General features: G+C 75.1%; 15 protein-coding genes and 1 pseudogene. 8 read left to right on the top strand and 8 right to left on the bottom strand.

Going from position 1 to position 14,426, the window contains the following annotated elements; all coding sequences use genetic code 11:
- Nucleotides 1–148 precede the first annotated feature (148 nt).
- Entirely contained in the window at nucleotides 149–1,444 is a 1,296-nt protein-coding gene (serS, locus tag HUT16_RS15795; protein ID WP_176188810.1) for a serine--tRNA ligase, read from the bottom strand.
- 232 nt (nucleotides 1,445–1,676) lie between these two features.
- Here serS and HUT16_RS15790 point away from each other — a divergent pair, with 232 nt between their 5' ends.
- Both HUT16_RS15790 and HUT16_RS15785 read left to right on the top strand, forming a co-directional pair.
- Entirely contained in the window at nucleotides 1,677–2,099 is a 423-nt protein-coding gene (locus tag HUT16_RS15790) for an SRPBCC family protein (RefSeq protein WP_176188809.1), read from the top strand.
- Nucleotides 2,100–2,207: 108 nt separating this feature from the next.
- A complete protein-coding gene (locus tag HUT16_RS15785; protein WP_176188808.1) occupies nucleotides 2,208–2,663 on the top strand; it encodes a MarR family winged helix-turn-helix transcriptional regulator in 456 nt (151 codons plus the stop codon).
- 69 nt (nucleotides 2,664–2,732) lie between these two features.
- On the opposite strand, the gene HUT16_RS15780 is transcribed toward HUT16_RS15785, so the two are convergent.
- Entirely contained in the window at nucleotides 2,733–3,530 is a 798-nt protein-coding gene (locus HUT16_RS15780) for an alpha/beta fold hydrolase (RefSeq protein ID WP_176188807.1), read from the bottom strand.
- 39 nt (nucleotides 3,531–3,569) lie between these two features.
- The gene (locus HUT16_RS15775; protein WP_176188806.1) at nucleotides 3,570–3,791 is read right to left on the bottom strand and encodes a DUF4287 domain-containing protein; all 222 of its coding nucleotides are present in this window, start codon (nucleotides 3,789–3,791) and stop codon (nucleotides 3,570–3,572) included.
- A gap of 114 nt (nucleotides 3,792–3,905) precedes the next feature.
- On the opposite strand from HUT16_RS15775, the gene HUT16_RS15770 reads away from it, so the two are divergent.
- Entirely contained in the window at nucleotides 3,906–4,817 is a 912-nt protein-coding gene (locus HUT16_RS15770; RefSeq protein WP_176188805.1) for a hypothetical protein, read from the top strand.
- A gap of 31 nt (nucleotides 4,818–4,848) precedes the next feature.
- On the opposite strand, the gene HUT16_RS15765 is transcribed toward HUT16_RS15770, so the two are convergent.
- A complete protein-coding gene (locus HUT16_RS15765; protein WP_254897828.1) occupies nucleotides 4,849–5,856 on the bottom strand; it encodes a DUF5937 family protein in 1,008 nt (335 codons plus the stop codon).
- A gap of 135 nt (nucleotides 5,857–5,991) precedes the next feature.
- Between HUT16_RS15765 and HUT16_RS15760 the strand changes: the two genes are divergently transcribed.
- Complete coding sequence (locus HUT16_RS15760; RefSeq protein WP_176188804.1) at nucleotides 5,992–6,846, top strand: isocitrate lyase/phosphoenolpyruvate mutase family protein; 855 nt, start codon at nucleotides 5,992–5,994, stop codon at nucleotides 6,844–6,846.
- 7 nt (nucleotides 6,847–6,853) lie between these two features.
- Here HUT16_RS15760 and HUT16_RS15755 read toward each other — a convergent pair whose 3' ends face one another.
- The 3 genes from HUT16_RS15755 to HUT16_RS15745 all read right to left on the bottom strand — a co-directional run bounded on the left by HUT16_RS15755 (nucleotide 6,854) and on the right by HUT16_RS15745 (nucleotide 10,027).
- Nucleotides 6,854–7,297 (bottom strand): iron chaperone, encoded by a 444-nt coding sequence (locus HUT16_RS15755; protein WP_176188803.1) that lies wholly within the window; start codon nucleotides 7,295–7,297, stop codon nucleotides 6,854–6,856.
- A gap of 148 nt (nucleotides 7,298–7,445) precedes the next feature.
- Nucleotides 7,446–9,689, bottom strand: a complete 2,244-nt coding sequence (locus HUT16_RS15750; RefSeq protein WP_176188802.1) for a cation-translocating P-type ATPase — start codon at nucleotides 9,687–9,689, stop codon at nucleotides 7,446–7,448.
- Nucleotides 9,690–9,754: 65 nt separating this feature from the next.
- Nucleotides 9,755–10,027, bottom strand: coding sequence for a cation transporter (locus HUT16_RS15745; RefSeq protein WP_176188801.1), 273 nt, complete (start codon nucleotides 10,025–10,027; stop codon nucleotides 9,755–9,757).
- Nucleotides 10,028–10,262: 235 nt separating this feature from the next.
- Between HUT16_RS15745 and HUT16_RS15740 the strand changes: the two genes are divergently transcribed.
- The 4 genes and pseudogenes from HUT16_RS15740 to HUT16_RS15725 all read left to right on the top strand — a co-directional run bounded on the left by HUT16_RS15740 (nucleotide 10,263) and on the right by HUT16_RS15725 (nucleotide 13,459).
- Nucleotides 10,263–11,180 (top strand): hypothetical protein, encoded by a 918-nt coding sequence (locus HUT16_RS15740; protein ID WP_176188800.1) that lies wholly within the window; start codon nucleotides 10,263–10,265, stop codon nucleotides 11,178–11,180.
- 140 nt (nucleotides 11,181–11,320) lie between these two features.
- Complete coding sequence (locus HUT16_RS15735) at nucleotides 11,321–11,683, top strand: hypothetical protein (RefSeq protein WP_176188799.1); 363 nt, start codon at nucleotides 11,321–11,323, stop codon at nucleotides 11,681–11,683.
- A 109-nt stretch (nucleotides 11,684–11,792) separates the two neighbouring features.
- Nucleotides 11,793–12,566, top strand: a pseudogene (gene nth, locus HUT16_RS15730) (endonuclease III); the annotation flags it as partial.
- A gap of 194 nt (nucleotides 12,567–12,760) precedes the next feature.
- Nucleotides 12,761–13,459 (top strand): CoA pyrophosphatase, encoded by a 699-nt coding sequence (locus HUT16_RS15725; protein WP_176188798.1) that lies wholly within the window; start codon nucleotides 12,761–12,763, stop codon nucleotides 13,457–13,459.
- Between the two features lie 57 nt (nucleotides 13,460–13,516).
- Here HUT16_RS15725 and HUT16_RS15720 read toward each other — a convergent pair whose 3' ends face one another.
- Entirely contained in the window at nucleotides 13,517–14,308 is a 792-nt protein-coding gene (locus HUT16_RS15720) for a DUF4389 domain-containing protein (RefSeq protein ID WP_176188797.1), read from the bottom strand.
- Nucleotides 14,309–14,426 lie beyond the last annotated feature (118 nt).

The following is a 14,426-nucleotide window of genomic DNA, read 5'->3' as shown; positions in this document are numbered from 1 at the left end:
GTTCGGGTGGTGATCGCCGACGGCCGGCAGATGGCGCGGCGGGGCCGGCGGGTCGCCGTCCGGATTCCCGCCGGGGGAGGGGGCACCGGCTCCGGACACGCCGGTGGCGCACGGCGGTCCGCCGTGCGCCACCGGTCGTCCGGCCGCCCTACTCCGCGACGGGCGTGCCGTCGGCGGCGATCCGGGCGAAGCCCAGGTAGGGGTGCAGCGCCTTGGGCAGCAGCACCGAGCCGTCGGCCTGCTGGTGCTGCTCCAGCACCGCCGCGATGGTGCGGCCCAGCGGCAGGCCGGAGCCGTTGACGGTGGCGGCCGGGGTCGGCTTGCCCTTCTCGTCCCGGGTGCGGATGCCGGCCCGGCGGCCCTGGAAGGTGCCGAAGTCCGACACCGAGGAGATCTCCCGGTAGGTGTCCTGGCTGGGCAGCCACACCTCCAGGTCGTACGTCAGCTGCGAGGAGAAGCCGGTGTCCCCGGCGGCCAGCGCCACGACGCGGTAGGCGAGCCCGAGCTCCTGCAGGCAGGCCTCGGCGTGCGAGACCATCAGCCGCATCTGCTCCCGGGACTGCTCGGCCGCGCAGATCCGTACCATCTCGACCTTCGAGAACTGGTGCAGCCGGATCAGCCCGCGGGTGTCGCGCCCGTAGGAGCCGGCCTCCGAGCGGAAGCACGGGGTGTGCGCGGTGAGCGCCAGCGGCAGGTCGGCCGGCGGGACGATCTCGTCCGCGTACAGGTTGGTCAGCGGGACCTCGGCGGTCGGGATCAGGAACAGGTCCCGGTCGGCGACGCCGGTCCTGAACAGGTCCTCCTCGAACTTCGGCAGCTGCCCGGTGCCGGTCATGGTGCGCCGGTTCACCAGGTAGGGCACCGCGTGCTCGACGTACCCGTGCCGGCGGGTGTGCACGTCCAGCAGCAGGGCGACGATGGCCCGTTCCAGGGCGGCACCGGCGCCGCGCAGCACGCTGAAGCGCGAGCCCGACAGCTTGGTGGCCCGGCCGAAGTCCATGATCCCCATGGTCTCGCCGAGGTCGACGTGGTCCTTGGGCGTGAAGTCGAAGCGCGGCGGCTCGCCGACCCGGCGCAGCTCGCGGGCGTCCTCGTCGGAGAAGCCGTCGGGGGCCTCGTCGTCCGGCAGGTTGGGGATGGTCAGCAGCAGGTCGGTCAGCTCCTGTTGGACCTGCTCCAGCTCCGCCTCGTTCTGCTGGACCTGCTCCTTCAGCGCGCGGGCGGTCTCCTTCAGCTCGCTGACGTCCCCGCCCTGCTTCGCGGTGCGCTGCACCTCCTGGGCGACCTGCTTCGAGCGGGCCCGCAGCTCGTCGCCGGCCTGGATGCCGCTGTTGCGGCGGGACTGCAGCGCCTCCAGCGCGGACAGGTCGAGGCGGTAGCCACGACGTGCCAGAAGCCGGACGGCTTCGTCCCCCAGGTCGATCAGGACGCGGGCATCATGCATCGGAGTCGGTTCTCCTCGGTTCGCAACGGTTCCGGCGGGGTGGATTCGCCCCGACCGTAGCAGGGCCGGGGAAACCGGTGCAGTGCCTTTCCGCCCTCGCCGCACGCCGTGCGCACCCGGCCCGTGCCCTTGCTCCGGCCTCCCCTTGTGGGGATGGTCTACGCAGGGATAATCTCTGCGTAGATGAAGTCGGGCGGGGGAGCCGCCGGACACCGAACGAGGGGGAACCGCCATGTGGCAGCACGAGCACACCGCCGAGACCGCCGCCGCGCCGCACGCCGTCTGGGCCGTCCTCGGCGACCTGGACAACTGGACGGACTGGGACACCTCGATGGAGGCCGTCGCCCTGGACGGCCCGTTCGAGGTCGGAGGCAAGGTCACCATGACGCCGACCGGGCAGGAGCCGATCGTCTCCGTCATCACCCGGATCGAGCCGGAGCGCGTCTACGCCGACCGCACCGAGTTCGGCGGCGCGGTGCTGGACTTCTCGCACACCCTCACCGCCCTCCCCGGCGGCGGCACCCGGGTGGTCCACCGCCTGGAGATCACCGGCCCGGACGTCGCGCTGCTCGGCCCCGAGATCGGCCCGATGATCACCGAGGACTTCCCGGCGGCGATGGCCGGCCTGCTCGCCCGCGCCGAACGGTCCGCCTGACCGTGCTTGACTGTCCGACCGGCCGGTGCGGTCGGACGGCCGGTGCGGTCGGCGCGACCCGGACGGCCGGAGCCGCCGGAGCAGGTGAGACGTACGGAGGAGAGCGGCATGGACGGACTGGTCGAGGGCCCGGCGAACAGCCCCGGATTCTGGCTGTGGCACACCACCCTGCGCTGGCAGCGCGAGGTCGCCGCCGCCCTCGCCCCGCACGACCTGACGCACCCGCAGTTCGTGCTGCTCTCCTGCGCCTGGTGGCTCAACGAGCGCGGTGAGACCCCCAACCAGCAGGAACTGTCCGCGCAGGCCGGCACCGACGTCCGCACCACCTCCCAGGTGGTGCGGAAACTGGAGGCCAAGGGCCTGCTCGACCGCACCACCGACCCGGACGACACCCGGGCCCGTCGGCTGAGCATCACCCCGCGCGGCGTCGCCCTCGCCCGGGCCGCGATCCCGGCCGTCGAGGCCGTCGACCGCGCCTTCTTCGCCCCGGCCGCCCACGGCTCGCCCGCCCTCGACGGGGACGGGCTCAGCCGACTGCTGCGGCGCCTGGTCGACGCGCCCTGACGCCGTCGTGCCCTTGCGCCGTCGAGCCCTGACGCCGAAGCGCCCGCCCCGTCGAGCCTTCGAGCCCTCTCAGCCTCGGGCGACGAACCCGGCCACCACCGGCCCCAGCGCGTCCGGCGCGACCTCGTGGGTCTGCCCCTCCAGGGTGCGGTACTCGGCGCCCGCGGCGGCGGCCGTCGCCGCGGCCGCGTCGCGCAGCAGGGCCGGGCTCAGCCCGCCGTCGGCCACCAGCACCGGCACCGGCAGCCCGGCCAGCAGCGCGTCCGGCACCGGCGCGCCCTCCGTGCCGCCCAGCACCTCGGCGTCGTGCACCAGCGTCGGCGCCACCGCCAGGAAGGCCGGCCACACCGGCGACTCGCGCAGCTGCGCGACCACCGGCCCGGGGGTGCCGACGAGGGCCATGAACCGGGCCACCGCCGCACCCGGCTCGCCCGCCAGCACGTCCTGCTCCACGCCCGTCCGGTACTCCCTGAACCGGGCCCGCTGCTCGTCGGAGGTGCTGAACGGCGGCTCGTACGCCACCACCCGCTCCACCCCGATGCCCGCCCCGGCCGCCCGCAGCGCCAGCGCCGCGCCGGAGGACAGGCCCAGCAGCGTCGCCCGGCCGCCCGCCGCCGCGACGAGCGCCGCCAGGTCCTCCACCTCCCGCTGCACGGCGTACGGCCCGCCGGCGCCGCTCTCGCCGCGCCCGCGCCGGTCGTAGCTGAACACCCGGTGCGCACCGGCGAGTTCGGCGGCCAGGCCACCCGAGGGCCCGAACGCCCGGTGGCACATCGCGCCGTCCACCACCAGCACGGGCGGGCCCGCCTCACCCGCCACCTGGTAGGCGATGCGGGTCCCGTCGGCGGAGGTCACGTACTCGGTCATTCCCACTCCAGGTGAGTCGTCGTGGTCGGTCGGCCGCGGTCACGCACCGGCGGCGAGGTGGTGCGCGACCAGCGCGTTGGCGTGGCCGTGGCCGAGCCCGTACTCGGACTTCAGCCAGGCGACCAGCTCCATGTGCCTGGTCAGCGGCGAGTCGGCGATCAGCTGCTGCCACTCGGCGATCGGGCGCCCGTACTTCTTCTCGATCGAGGGGAAGTAGCTGGCCGGTCCCATGACCTTCTTCTCGGTCTTCTCGGTGCTCATCGCGCAGTCCCGTCCGTTCACGTGCTCCGTGCCACTGTCACAGGAGAGGACGCCGCGCCCCGGCGGAACTCATCGCTCCGCGCGGAAGTTTCTGCCAGCCCGTACGGTCGGCCCATGGCACGCATCGACGACAGCGCGATCGAACGGGCCGCCGACTACCTGTGGACGGCGGGCCGGGTCCTGGAACAGCGGCGCTTCGCCCACCTCTTCGGCACCGCCCCCGACCCGGCGGGCGTCCTCGCCGCGCTGGACGCCTACCGCACCCCGGACGGCGGCTGGGCGTACGGCCTGGAGCCGGACGTCCGCGGCCCCGCCGCCCAACCGCTCGCGGCCGGCGCGGCCGCCCGGATCCTCGCCGAGGCCGACGCCCTGGCCGGCCCGCGCGGCACCGGGCTCTGCGACTGGGCGAGCACCCTGACCACCCCGGACGGCGGCGTCCCGGCCGTCCTGCCCAGCCTGCGCCGCTACCCGCACCCGCCCTTCCTGCCGATCGCCGACGACCCGCCCGCCGAACTGCTCTCCACCGGCCAGATCGCCGCCCCGCTGCTCCGGGCCGGGGTCCGCCACCCCTGGCTGACCGGCGCGCAGGCGTTCTGCCGCCGCGCGATCGAGGCGATCGGGACGACCCACCCGTACGAGGTGATCACCGCCGTCGGCTTCCTGGACGCCGCGCCCGACCGGGCCTGGGCCGCCGAACAGGCCGCCCGCCTCGGCGAGTCGGTGCGCGCGCAGCGGCTGGTGCTGCTCGACCCGGCCCGCCCCGAGCAGGTCCGCCCCGCCCCCGGCTACGCGCCCGGCGAGTTCCACTTCCCGCACGACTACGCGTCCGGCCCGGACAGCCTGGCCCGCGCCTGGTTCACCGACGCCGAGGTCGAGCGCGGCCTCGACCACCTCGCCTCCCGCCAACTCCCGGACGGCGGCTGGCCGATCAACTGGGCCCGCTGGTCCGCCGCCACCGAGAACGAGGCCCGCCCGGGCGTCACCCTGGCCGCCCTGCGCACCCTCCGCGCGTACGAGGGGAGTTAGGGCCTGCCCGGCCGAGCTTGCCGGACGGGCCCTAGGGCAGCGCGTCCAGCCAGGCGTCCGCCGTGCCGGTCCGGGCGTACAGCACGCAGCGCCCGGCCCGGTGCGAGGAGACCAGCCCGGCGGTGCGCAGCGCGGTGAGGTGCTGGGAGACCGCGGGGGCGGAGAGCCCGCAGCGGGCGGCGAGTTCGGTGGTGGAGGCGGGCACGTCGAGTTCGGCCAGCAGCAGGGTGCGGGTGCGGCCGAGCACCGGCGCGAGCGCCTCGGCGCGCGGAGCCGGGCGGTGCTCCCAGACGGTCGCGGCGGCCAACGCCGGGTAGCAGAGCTGCGGGGGGTCGGGGGCGACGGTGCGGGTCAGCAGCCGGGGCCAGGCGAACACCGAGGGCACCAGCAGCAGTCCGGCGCCGGTCGCGATCCGGGTGACGGCGCAGTGCCGCTCCGACAGGTGCAGCGTGCCGTCCGCCCAGTGCGCCGTGCCGTGCAGGTCGCCGAGCATCGCCGCGCTGCCCCGCTCGGCGGCCTGCCGGGCCCGCCGCAGCACGTCCGCCTCCAGCACCGCGCGGATCCGCGACCAGTACGGGGCCAGGGCGAGCTGCCAGAACGCCTCGGCCTCGGCGGTGATCCGGCGCAGCGCCTGCTCGGGTTCGCGCTCCAGCAGCCGCAGCCGCAGCCGCAGCCGCAGCCGCCCGCCGGCCCGGACGCCCCGGTCGGCGCGCAGGCAGTCCAGGTCGTGCCGGAGCAGCGCGGGGCCGGTGGCCCGGATCGCCGCCAGTTCGGCCGCCAGCTCGGCGACCGGCACGCCGGGGACGGGGTTGAGGAAGTCCGGCAGGTGCCCGTGCGGGGGGACCAGCTCGGCCAGCCAGCCCCGGTCCAGCCCGGCGGCGGCCAGCCGCGGCCGGACCTGCGCGGCCCAGCGGCGGTGCGGCGCGGGCACCGGGTCGGCGGCCAGCGTGCGCAGGGCGGCGACCACCTCCCACATCGGCGAGATCGCGAACCTGGTCAGCGCCAGGTCGCCCACCGACAGCGGCAGCCCCGTCCGCACCCCGCCACCTCCGCCGCCGCCCACGGCCGCCCGACACCGCCGATTCGGCCCCAGCTTAATCAGTCGGCCCCGACCGGCCGGGCCCGCCAGGATGGACGCGTCCCTCCCGAGCACCGCACCGGAAGCGAGCCCCGCATGCCGCACCCCGCCCTCCCCGCCCGTTCCGCCGAGCACGCCGCCACCCTGCGCGCGCTGGCCGACGCCGACGCGCCGCTGCTGCTCCCCAACGCCTGGGACGCGGGCAGCGCGGCGGTGATCGCCGCGGCCGGGGCGCCCGCGATCGCCACCACCAGCGGCGGCGTCTCCTGGTCCGCGGGGCGCGGCGACGGGCAGGGCCTGGACCGGGCGGCGATGGCCGAGCTGGTGCGCCGGATCGCCGCCGCCGTGGACGTCCCGGTGACCGCCGACGTCGAGGGCGGCTACGGCCCGGCCCCCGAGGACGTGGCGCAGACCGTCCGCGCGGTGGTCGCGGCGGGCGCGGTCGGCGTCAACCTGGAGGACTCGGCGGCCCCCGGCGGCCCGCTGTTCACCGTCGCCGAGCAGTCCGCCCGGCTGCGCGCCGCCCGGACGGCCGCCGCCGAGGCCGGTCTGCCCGCCCTGCTGGTCAACGCCCGCACCGACGTCCACCTGTTCGGCGTCGGCCCGGTCGACGGGCGCCCGGCGGAGGTGCTGCGCCGGGCCGAGGCGTACGCGGCGGCCGGGGCCGACTCGCTGTTCGTCCCCGGTCTGCTCGACCTCGCCGCGCTGAAGGAGCTGACCGCCGCGTCCCCGCTGCCGGTCAACGCGATGGCCGTCCCGGGCGGCCCGACCGTCGTGGAACTCGCCGCCGCCGGGGTCCGCCGGATCAGCCTGGGCACCGCGCTCGCCCAGGCCGCGTACACCGCCGCGCACCGGGCCGCCGCCGAACTGCTCGGCTCCGGCACGTACGGGGCGCTGGACGGCGCGCTCGACTACGGCACGCTCAACGGCCTGCTCGCCGGGCGCGGATGACGGTCCGTCAGGAGGCCGCGCGCTCCACCAGCTCGGCGATCCGGGCCGCCTCGGCCTCGCCCAGCTCGGCGATCGCGAAGTAGGTGGGCCACATCGCGCCGTCGTCCAGCTTGGCGTTGTCGCTGAAGCCGATCATCGCGTAGCGGGACTTGAACTTGGCGGCGCTCTGGAAGAAGCACACCGGCTTGCCGTCCGCGTTGTTGTAGGCGGGCATGCCGTACCAGGTCTTCGGAGCCAGCTGCGGCGCGACCTCGGAGACGATCTCGTGGAAGCGCCGGGCCAGCACCCGGTCCTCCTCGGGCATCTCGGCGATCTTCTCCAGCAGGTCCTTCTCCGCCTCGGCGGCCTTCGCCGCCGCCGACGCCCGCTTGGACTCCGCCTTCAGCTCCTTGGCGCGCTCCTTCATCGCCGCGCGCTCGTCCGCCGTGAAACCTTCGTGCTTCTCCGCCATGACCGGTCCTCCCGTTCCCGTTCCCTGCTGACGTCTTCGATCCTAGGGACGGGACGGGCGCGGGGGCTTCTCGGAAAATGATCGGTCCGGCCGGGGGAGGGGCTCCCCGGGCCGGACCACGACCGGTCGGTGTTCCGACGCGGACGGCTCAGCGGGCCTTGAAGGTGCGCAGTCGCAGGCTGTTGGTGACGACGAAGACGGAGGAGAAGGCCATGGCGGCGCCGGCGATCATGGGGTTGAGGAGTCCGGTGGCGGCGAGGGGGAGGGCGGCGAGGTTGTAGGCGAAGGCCCAGAAGAGGTTGCCCTTGATGGTGGTGAGGGTGCGGCGGGAGAGGCGGATGGCGTCGGCGGCGGTGCGCAGGTCGCCGCGCACCAGGGTGAGGTCGGCGGCTTGGATGGCGGCGTCGGTGCCGGTGCCGAGGGCGAGGCCGAGGTCGGCCTGGGCGAGGGCGGCGGCGTCGTTGATGCCGTCGCCGATCATGGCGACGGTGCGGCCTTCGGTTTGGAGGCGTCGGACGGTGGTGAGTTTGTCCTGGGGGAGGACGTCGGCGATGACGTCGTGGGCGGGGATGCCGATCTGGGCGGCGACGGATTGGGCGGTGGTGTGGTTGTCGCCGGTGAGCAGGAGGGGGTGCAGGCCGAGGGCGCGCAGGTCGGTGACGGCTTGGGCGCTGGTGGGTTTGACGGCGTCGGCGATTTCCAGGACGGCGTGGGCGGTGTTGTCCCAGCCGATGGTGATGGCGGTGTGTCCGGCGTGTTCGGCGGCGGTTTTCGCGGTGCGCAGTCGGGTGGGCAGGGGGGTGGTGAGGAGTGTTTCGCGGCCGGCGACCACGGTGTGGCCGTCGATGGTGCCGTGGACGCCGTGGCCGGGGGTGTTGGTGAAGTTCTGGACGGGGGGGAGGGTGCCGAGGCGTTCTCGGGCGGCGGTGGCGATGGCTTGGGCGATGGGGTGTTCGGAGGCGTGTTCGAGGGCGCCGGCCAGGCGTAGGGCTTGGTCCTCGGTGGTGTCGGGGGTGGTGTGGATGGCGAGGAGGGTCATGCGGCCGGTGGTGACGGTGCCGGTTTTGTCGAGGAGGACGGTGTCGATCCGGCGGGTGTTCTCCAGGACTTCGGGGCCTTTGATGAGGATGCCGAGTTGGGCGCCGCGTCCGGTGCCGACGAGCAGGGCGGTGGGGGTGGCCAGGCCGAGGGCGCACGGGCAGGCGATGATCAGCACCGCGACCGCCGCGGTGAAGGCGGCGCTCCAGCCCCCGCCGGTGCCCAGCCAGTAGCCCAGGGTGGCCAGCGCCAGGGTGATCACGATCGGCACGAAGACGGCGGAGATCCGGTCGGCGAGGCGCTGGGCGGCGGCCTTGCCGTTCTGGGCGTCCTCCACCAGCTTGGCCATCCGGGCGAGTTGGGTGTCGGAGCCGACCCGGGTGGCCTCGACGACCAGCCGGCCGCCCGCGTTGACGGTCGCGCCGGTGACGGCGTCCCCGACGGCCACCTCGACCGGCACCGACTCGCCGGTCAGCATCGAGGCGTCCACCGCCGAACTGCCCTCCACCACCCTCCCGTCGGTGGCCACCTTCTCACCCGGACGCACCACGAACCGGTCCCCGACGGCGAGCTGCGCCACCGGCACGCGCACCTCCCGGCCGTCGCGCAGCACGGCGACGTCCTTGGCACCGAGCTCCAGCAGGGCCTTCAGCGCGGCGCCCGCGGTCCGCTTCGAGCGGGCCTCGAAGTAGCGTCCGGCCAGGACGAACGCGGTGACGCCGGCCGCCGCCTCCAGGTAGATGTTCGAGGAGCCGTCCGAGCGGGCGATGGTGAACTCGAAGCCGTGCCGCATCCCGGGCATGCCCGCGTCGCCGAAGAACAGCGCCCACAGCGACCACAGGAACGCGGCGCCGGTCCCGAGCGAGACCAGGGTGTCCATGGTGGCCGCGCCGTGCCGGGCGTTGGCCCAGGCGGCCCGGTGGAACGGCCAGGCGGCGTACGTCACCACCGGCGCGGCCAGGGTCAGCGACAGCCACTGCCAGTCGTCGAACTGCAGGGCCGGGACCATCGCCATCGCGATCACCGGCACCGCCAACGCCACGGCTGCGACCAGCCGCTGCCGTAGCGGCGCCAGTTCGTCGGCGGGCCCGGCGCCCGCCGCTTCCGGGGCCGCCGCCGGGGGCGCGGGGAGCGCGGCGGTGTAGCCGGTGGCCTCGACGGTCGCGATCAGGTCGGCGACCTCCACCGGGCCCTCGACGACCACCTTCGCCTTCTCGGTGGCGTAGTTGACGCTGGCCCGGACGCCGTCCATCCGGTTGAGCTTCTTCTCGATCCGGGCGGCGCAGGACGCGCAGGTCATGCCGCCGATGCGGAGTTCCACCTCGGTGGAGGCGGGTGCTGCCTGGGTGGTCATCAGGGCTCCTGGTGGTCGTCTCCCGGCCGGGGCCGGGTCACTGAGGGGTGGGGGGAGCGGGCCGCTCAGGCCCGGCCGGTCAGTTCGTAGCCGGCCTCGTCGACCGCGGCGCGCACCGCCGCGTCGTCCAGCGCGGCCGCCGAGTCGACGCTCACCAGGCCGTTCGGCACGTCGACCCGGACGGCCTGCACGCCCTCCAGCGCGCCGACCGCCGTGCCGACGGCCTGCTCGCAGTGGCCGCAGGTCATTCCGGCGACGGTGAACACGGTGGTGACGGCGGCCGGGGCGGTCGCGGTCGCGGTGGTCGAGCAGGTGCCGTCGGTGGAGCAGCAGGACACGGTGGCCTCCCAGTGGTCTCCCGATACCCAGTGGGGGTATCGGCTTCATGTCTCCAGTTATACCCCTGGGGGGTATGGTGCGCAAGCATCGCTCCCGGCGCCCCGTGCGGATGCGGCGGCCCGACCCCCGCCCTTCCGTCCTGATTGACAGATACCCCCAGGGGGTATCTACTCGCTGCGTCGGAACGTCCCGGAGCCCCGGACGCGAACCCCGCCCCACTCACCGGAGTACGCCATGAACACCGCCCGCAAGGTCACCGCCTTCGCCACCGGCCTCGCCGCCGCCTTCACCGCCGCGTACGGCGTCGGCCACGCGGTCGGCCCCGCCCCGGCCCCCGCCCGGCCGCACGCCGCTCACGGCGAGGAGACCGCCGCCCCCGGCGACCACCCGGTCGGCGGCCTGCAGATCGCCGACCGCGGCTACACCCTCAGCCTGGACCGCACCGTCGTCCCGGCCGGCGGCCCGGCCGAGCTGCGCTTCCGGGTGCTGGCCCCGGACGGGAACCCGCTCACCGCCTACCGGCCCGCGCACGAGAAGGAGCTCCACCTGATCGTCGCCAACCGCGACCTGACGGACTTCCAGCACCTGCACCCCGTCCGCGCCGCCGACGGCACCTGGACCGCCCCGGCCGCCCTCGCGGCGGCCGGCGACTACCGGGTCTTCGCCGACTTCACCCCGGCCGCCGAGGCCGAACCGCTCACCCTCGGCGCCGACCTGCACGCCGCCGGCGACTACCGCCCGGCCGCCCTGCCGCGGACCGGCCGCACCGTCACCGTCGACGGCTACACCCTCACCCTCACCGGCGACCTCGTCCCCGGGCGGCCCGGCCGCCTCGCCTTCACCGTGAGCAGGGACGGCCGCCCGGTCACCGACCTCGACCCCTACCTCGCCGCCTACGGCCACCTGGTCGTCCTGCGCGCCGGCGACCTCGGCTACCTGCACGTCCACCCGGACGGCGAACCCGGCGACGGCACCACCGCGCCCGGCCCCGAGGTCGACTTCACCGCGACCGCCCCCAGCCCGGGCGACTACCGGCTCTTCCTCGACTTCCGGCACCAGGGCACCGTCCGCACCGCGGCCTTCACCCTCACCGCCGGAGCCGCCGCCGCACCCCGGCCCGCCGCCGACCCCACCGCGGCCCACCACCACTGACCCCGCACGGGAGGCATCAGCAGGTCCGCGCTGCTCATCGGCTCGGCCCCGCCCGGGACTTGACGATGGTGTCGATCTCGATGTCGATACCATGCGAGACCGACGCCACCAGGGGGTCGACACCGCCGAGGAGGGGGACCATGGCGAAGATCGTCATCACCGGAGACCGGCTCACCGTCGAGCTGACCGCCTGGGAGAAGACCAAGGCCGTCCACGGCGACGTCACCGTCCCGCTCGGGTCCGTCAGCGAGGTCGCCGTGGTCGACCACCCGCTCGACGCCGCCAAGGGCCTGCGCGCGCCGGGCACCAGCGTCCCGGGCGTCACCAAGGCCGGGACCTGGATCTCCGGCGGCGAGCGACGGTTCGTGCTGGCCTCCCGCGGCGAGCGCGCCGTCCGCATCACGCTGACCGGCGGCAGCCACGGGAACTTCGACGAGTTGGTCGTCGCCGTGGAGGACCCGGAGGCCCGGGCCGCCGAGATCCGCACCGCCGCCGGCCGCTGACCGGTCCGGACCGCGCGCCCGGCCACGGCCCGCGCGCCCCGGGCGCCCGGGCCGCCGGGTGCGACCGATTCCGGGCCGTGGCCGGGTCGCTTCGGCGTAGCCTTCGTGCATGGCAGAGAGCAAGGTCGCGAAGGCCGGGCGGAAGAAGCCCGAGACGCACCTGGGGATGGTGCGGCGGGCCCGGAGGATCAACCGGGAACTGGCGGAGCTGTACCCCTACGCGCATCCGGAACTGGACTTCGACGGGCCGTTCCAACTGCTGGTGGCGACCGTGCTGTCGGCGCAGACCACCGACCTGCGGGTGAACCAGACCACGCCGGCCCTGTTCGCGAAGTACCCGACGCCGGAGGACCTCGCGGCGGCCGTCCCCGAGGAGCTGGAGCAGGTCATCCGGCCCACCGGTTTCTTCCGGGCCAAGGCGAAGTCGCTGATCGGCCTGTCGATCGCGCTGCGCGACCGCTTCGACGGCGAGGTGCCGCACCGGCTGGAGGACCTGGTCACGCTCCCCGGCGTGGGCCGCAAGACCGCCAACGTGGTGATCGGCAACGCCTTCGGCGGCGCCGGCATCACCGTCGACACCCACTTCGGGCGGCTGGCCCGCCGCTTCGGCTGGACGACCGAGGAGGACCCGGAGAAGGTCGAGGCCGACGTGATGGCGATCTTCCCGAAGTCGGAGTGGACGATGCTCTCGCACCGGGTGGTCTTCCACGGCCGCCGGGTCTGCCACGCCCGCAAGCCCGCCTGCGGGGCCTGCCCGATCGCACCGCTGTGCCCCTCGTACGGGATCGGGGAGACCGACCCGGAGCAGGCCCGCAAGCTGCTCAAGTACGAGCTGGCCGGGCAGCCCGGCCAGCGGCTGCGGCCCCCGGCCGACTTCCCGGGCGAGGCGGCGGCCCGCGCCGAACTGGCCGCCGGACACCCGCTGCCGGACACCGACCCGCAGGCCCAGCCGGCCGCGCAGGCCACGAAGGCCGCGCAGGCCGCGCAGGCCACGAAGGCCGCGCAGGCTCCGAAGACCGCGAAGGCCGCGAAAGCTTCGAAGAGCGCGAAGGCCGCCAAGACCCGGGAGGGCACCTCATGACCACGACGCCGCCGGTGCTGGTCCGGGACGGTCTGCCGGGGTGGCTGGTGCCGGTGCGGGAGGCCGCCGAGCGGGCGGTGCCCGAGCAGCTGAGCCGGTTCCTGCCGCCCGCCGAGGGCGGCCGCCCGTCGGCGGTGCTGATGCTGTTCGGCGAGGGCCCGGTCGGGCCGGACCTGCTGCTGATCGAGCGGGCCCGCAGCCTGCGCTCGCACGCGGGCCAGCCGTCCTTCCCGGGCGGCGCGCTGGACCCGGAGGACGGCGACCCGGCGGGCAGCGGCCCGCTCGCGGCGGCGCTGCGCGAGGCGGTCGAGGAGACCGGCCTGGACGCCTCCGGGGTGCAGCTGTTCGCCCGGCTGCCGGCCCTGTACATCCCGGTCAGCGGGTTCGTGGTGACGCCGGTGCTGGGCTGGTGGCGCCGGGAGTCGCCGGTCGGCGTGGTCGACCCGGCGGAGACCGGCGCGGTGTTCCGGGTGCCGCTGGCCGAGCTGACCGACCCGGCGAACCGGGCGAAGCTGCGCCACCCGTCCGGTTTCACCGGGCCCGCCTTCCAGGTGGCCGGCCGCCTGGTGTGGGGGTTCACCGCCGGGGTGATCGACCGGGTGCTGCACTTCAGCGGCCTGGAGCGGCCCTGGGACACCCGGCGCACCGTGGAGCTCTCCGAGGAGGCCGTCACGCTGTCGCAGCGCAGCGGCTGACCGCTCCGCCCGCGCGCCGGTCCGCCCGCCCGCGCGCCGCTCCGCCCGCGCGCCCGCTCAGCGGGACAGCGAGGCCATGGTCGAGACGGTGTCCCCGTCGTCCTCGTACCCGTTCCAGTCGCTGGTCACCGAGCTCGCCGCCGACCCGATCACCCCGAGCACCAGGTAGACCACCAGCAGCGCCTTCGCGGCCCCGGTCAGCACCAGCGGCCGGGTCGCGGAGCGGACCGGCTCGGAGTCGACCGGGTCGCCGAACACGGCCTTGGGGTACGCGGCGGTCAGCATCATCAGGTACGCCTGGAACCGCATCCGGTAGCGCAGCACCGCCGCGGTGGCCCCGAACAGCGCCTGCGGCATCCGGCCGAGCACCAGCACCACCAGCCAGCTGATGAAGGACAGCGTCCACCAGCCGGTCTGCAGCAGTCCCTGGACGATCGCGGCGGGGATCGCCAGCAGCAGCCGGAAGAACACCGCGAGCCGGTTCAGCGGTCCGCCCGCCCGCAGCTCGATCCGCACGGGGTGGTCCTGGGCCTCGAACCGGAACGGCGGGTAGCGGTCGGTGAGCAGCAGCGAGGAGGCGTAGACCCGGGTGTCGTACGCCAGGAACCCGCTCAGCCACCTGGCGGCGAAGCGCGGCAGCCGGCCGCCGAACAGCGCGCCGAACCAGCCGATCACCACGACCGCGAAGGCGACGATCGACAGCACCCACAGCACCACGTACTGCGGGACGAGCAGCAGCAGGCGCAGCAGCACGGTGAGCCGGTTCTGCGGGCCGGGCGGCGGGACGTCCAGGGCCGGCTGGAACTCGGTGCGGTCCACCGCCGGCACGTCCCACCTGGGCTGTTCCATGGTTCGGCTCCCTGTTCCCTGGTCGTTGCGCGATCGGCCGGCCGGAAGACCGGATGGTCCGACCGTCCCAACGGACCCGCACCCGCTGCCCGCCGGATTGACCCGATCGGGCGACGGC

It is taken from the genome of Kitasatospora sp. NA04385 (genome assembly GCF_013364235.1).
Taxonomy (GTDB): Bacteria; Actinomycetota; Actinomycetes; order Streptomycetales; family Streptomycetaceae; genus Kitasatospora.
The sequence above is the reverse complement of the archived record's forward strand: the minus strand, read 5'-3'. Positions and strand labels throughout refer to the sequence as shown.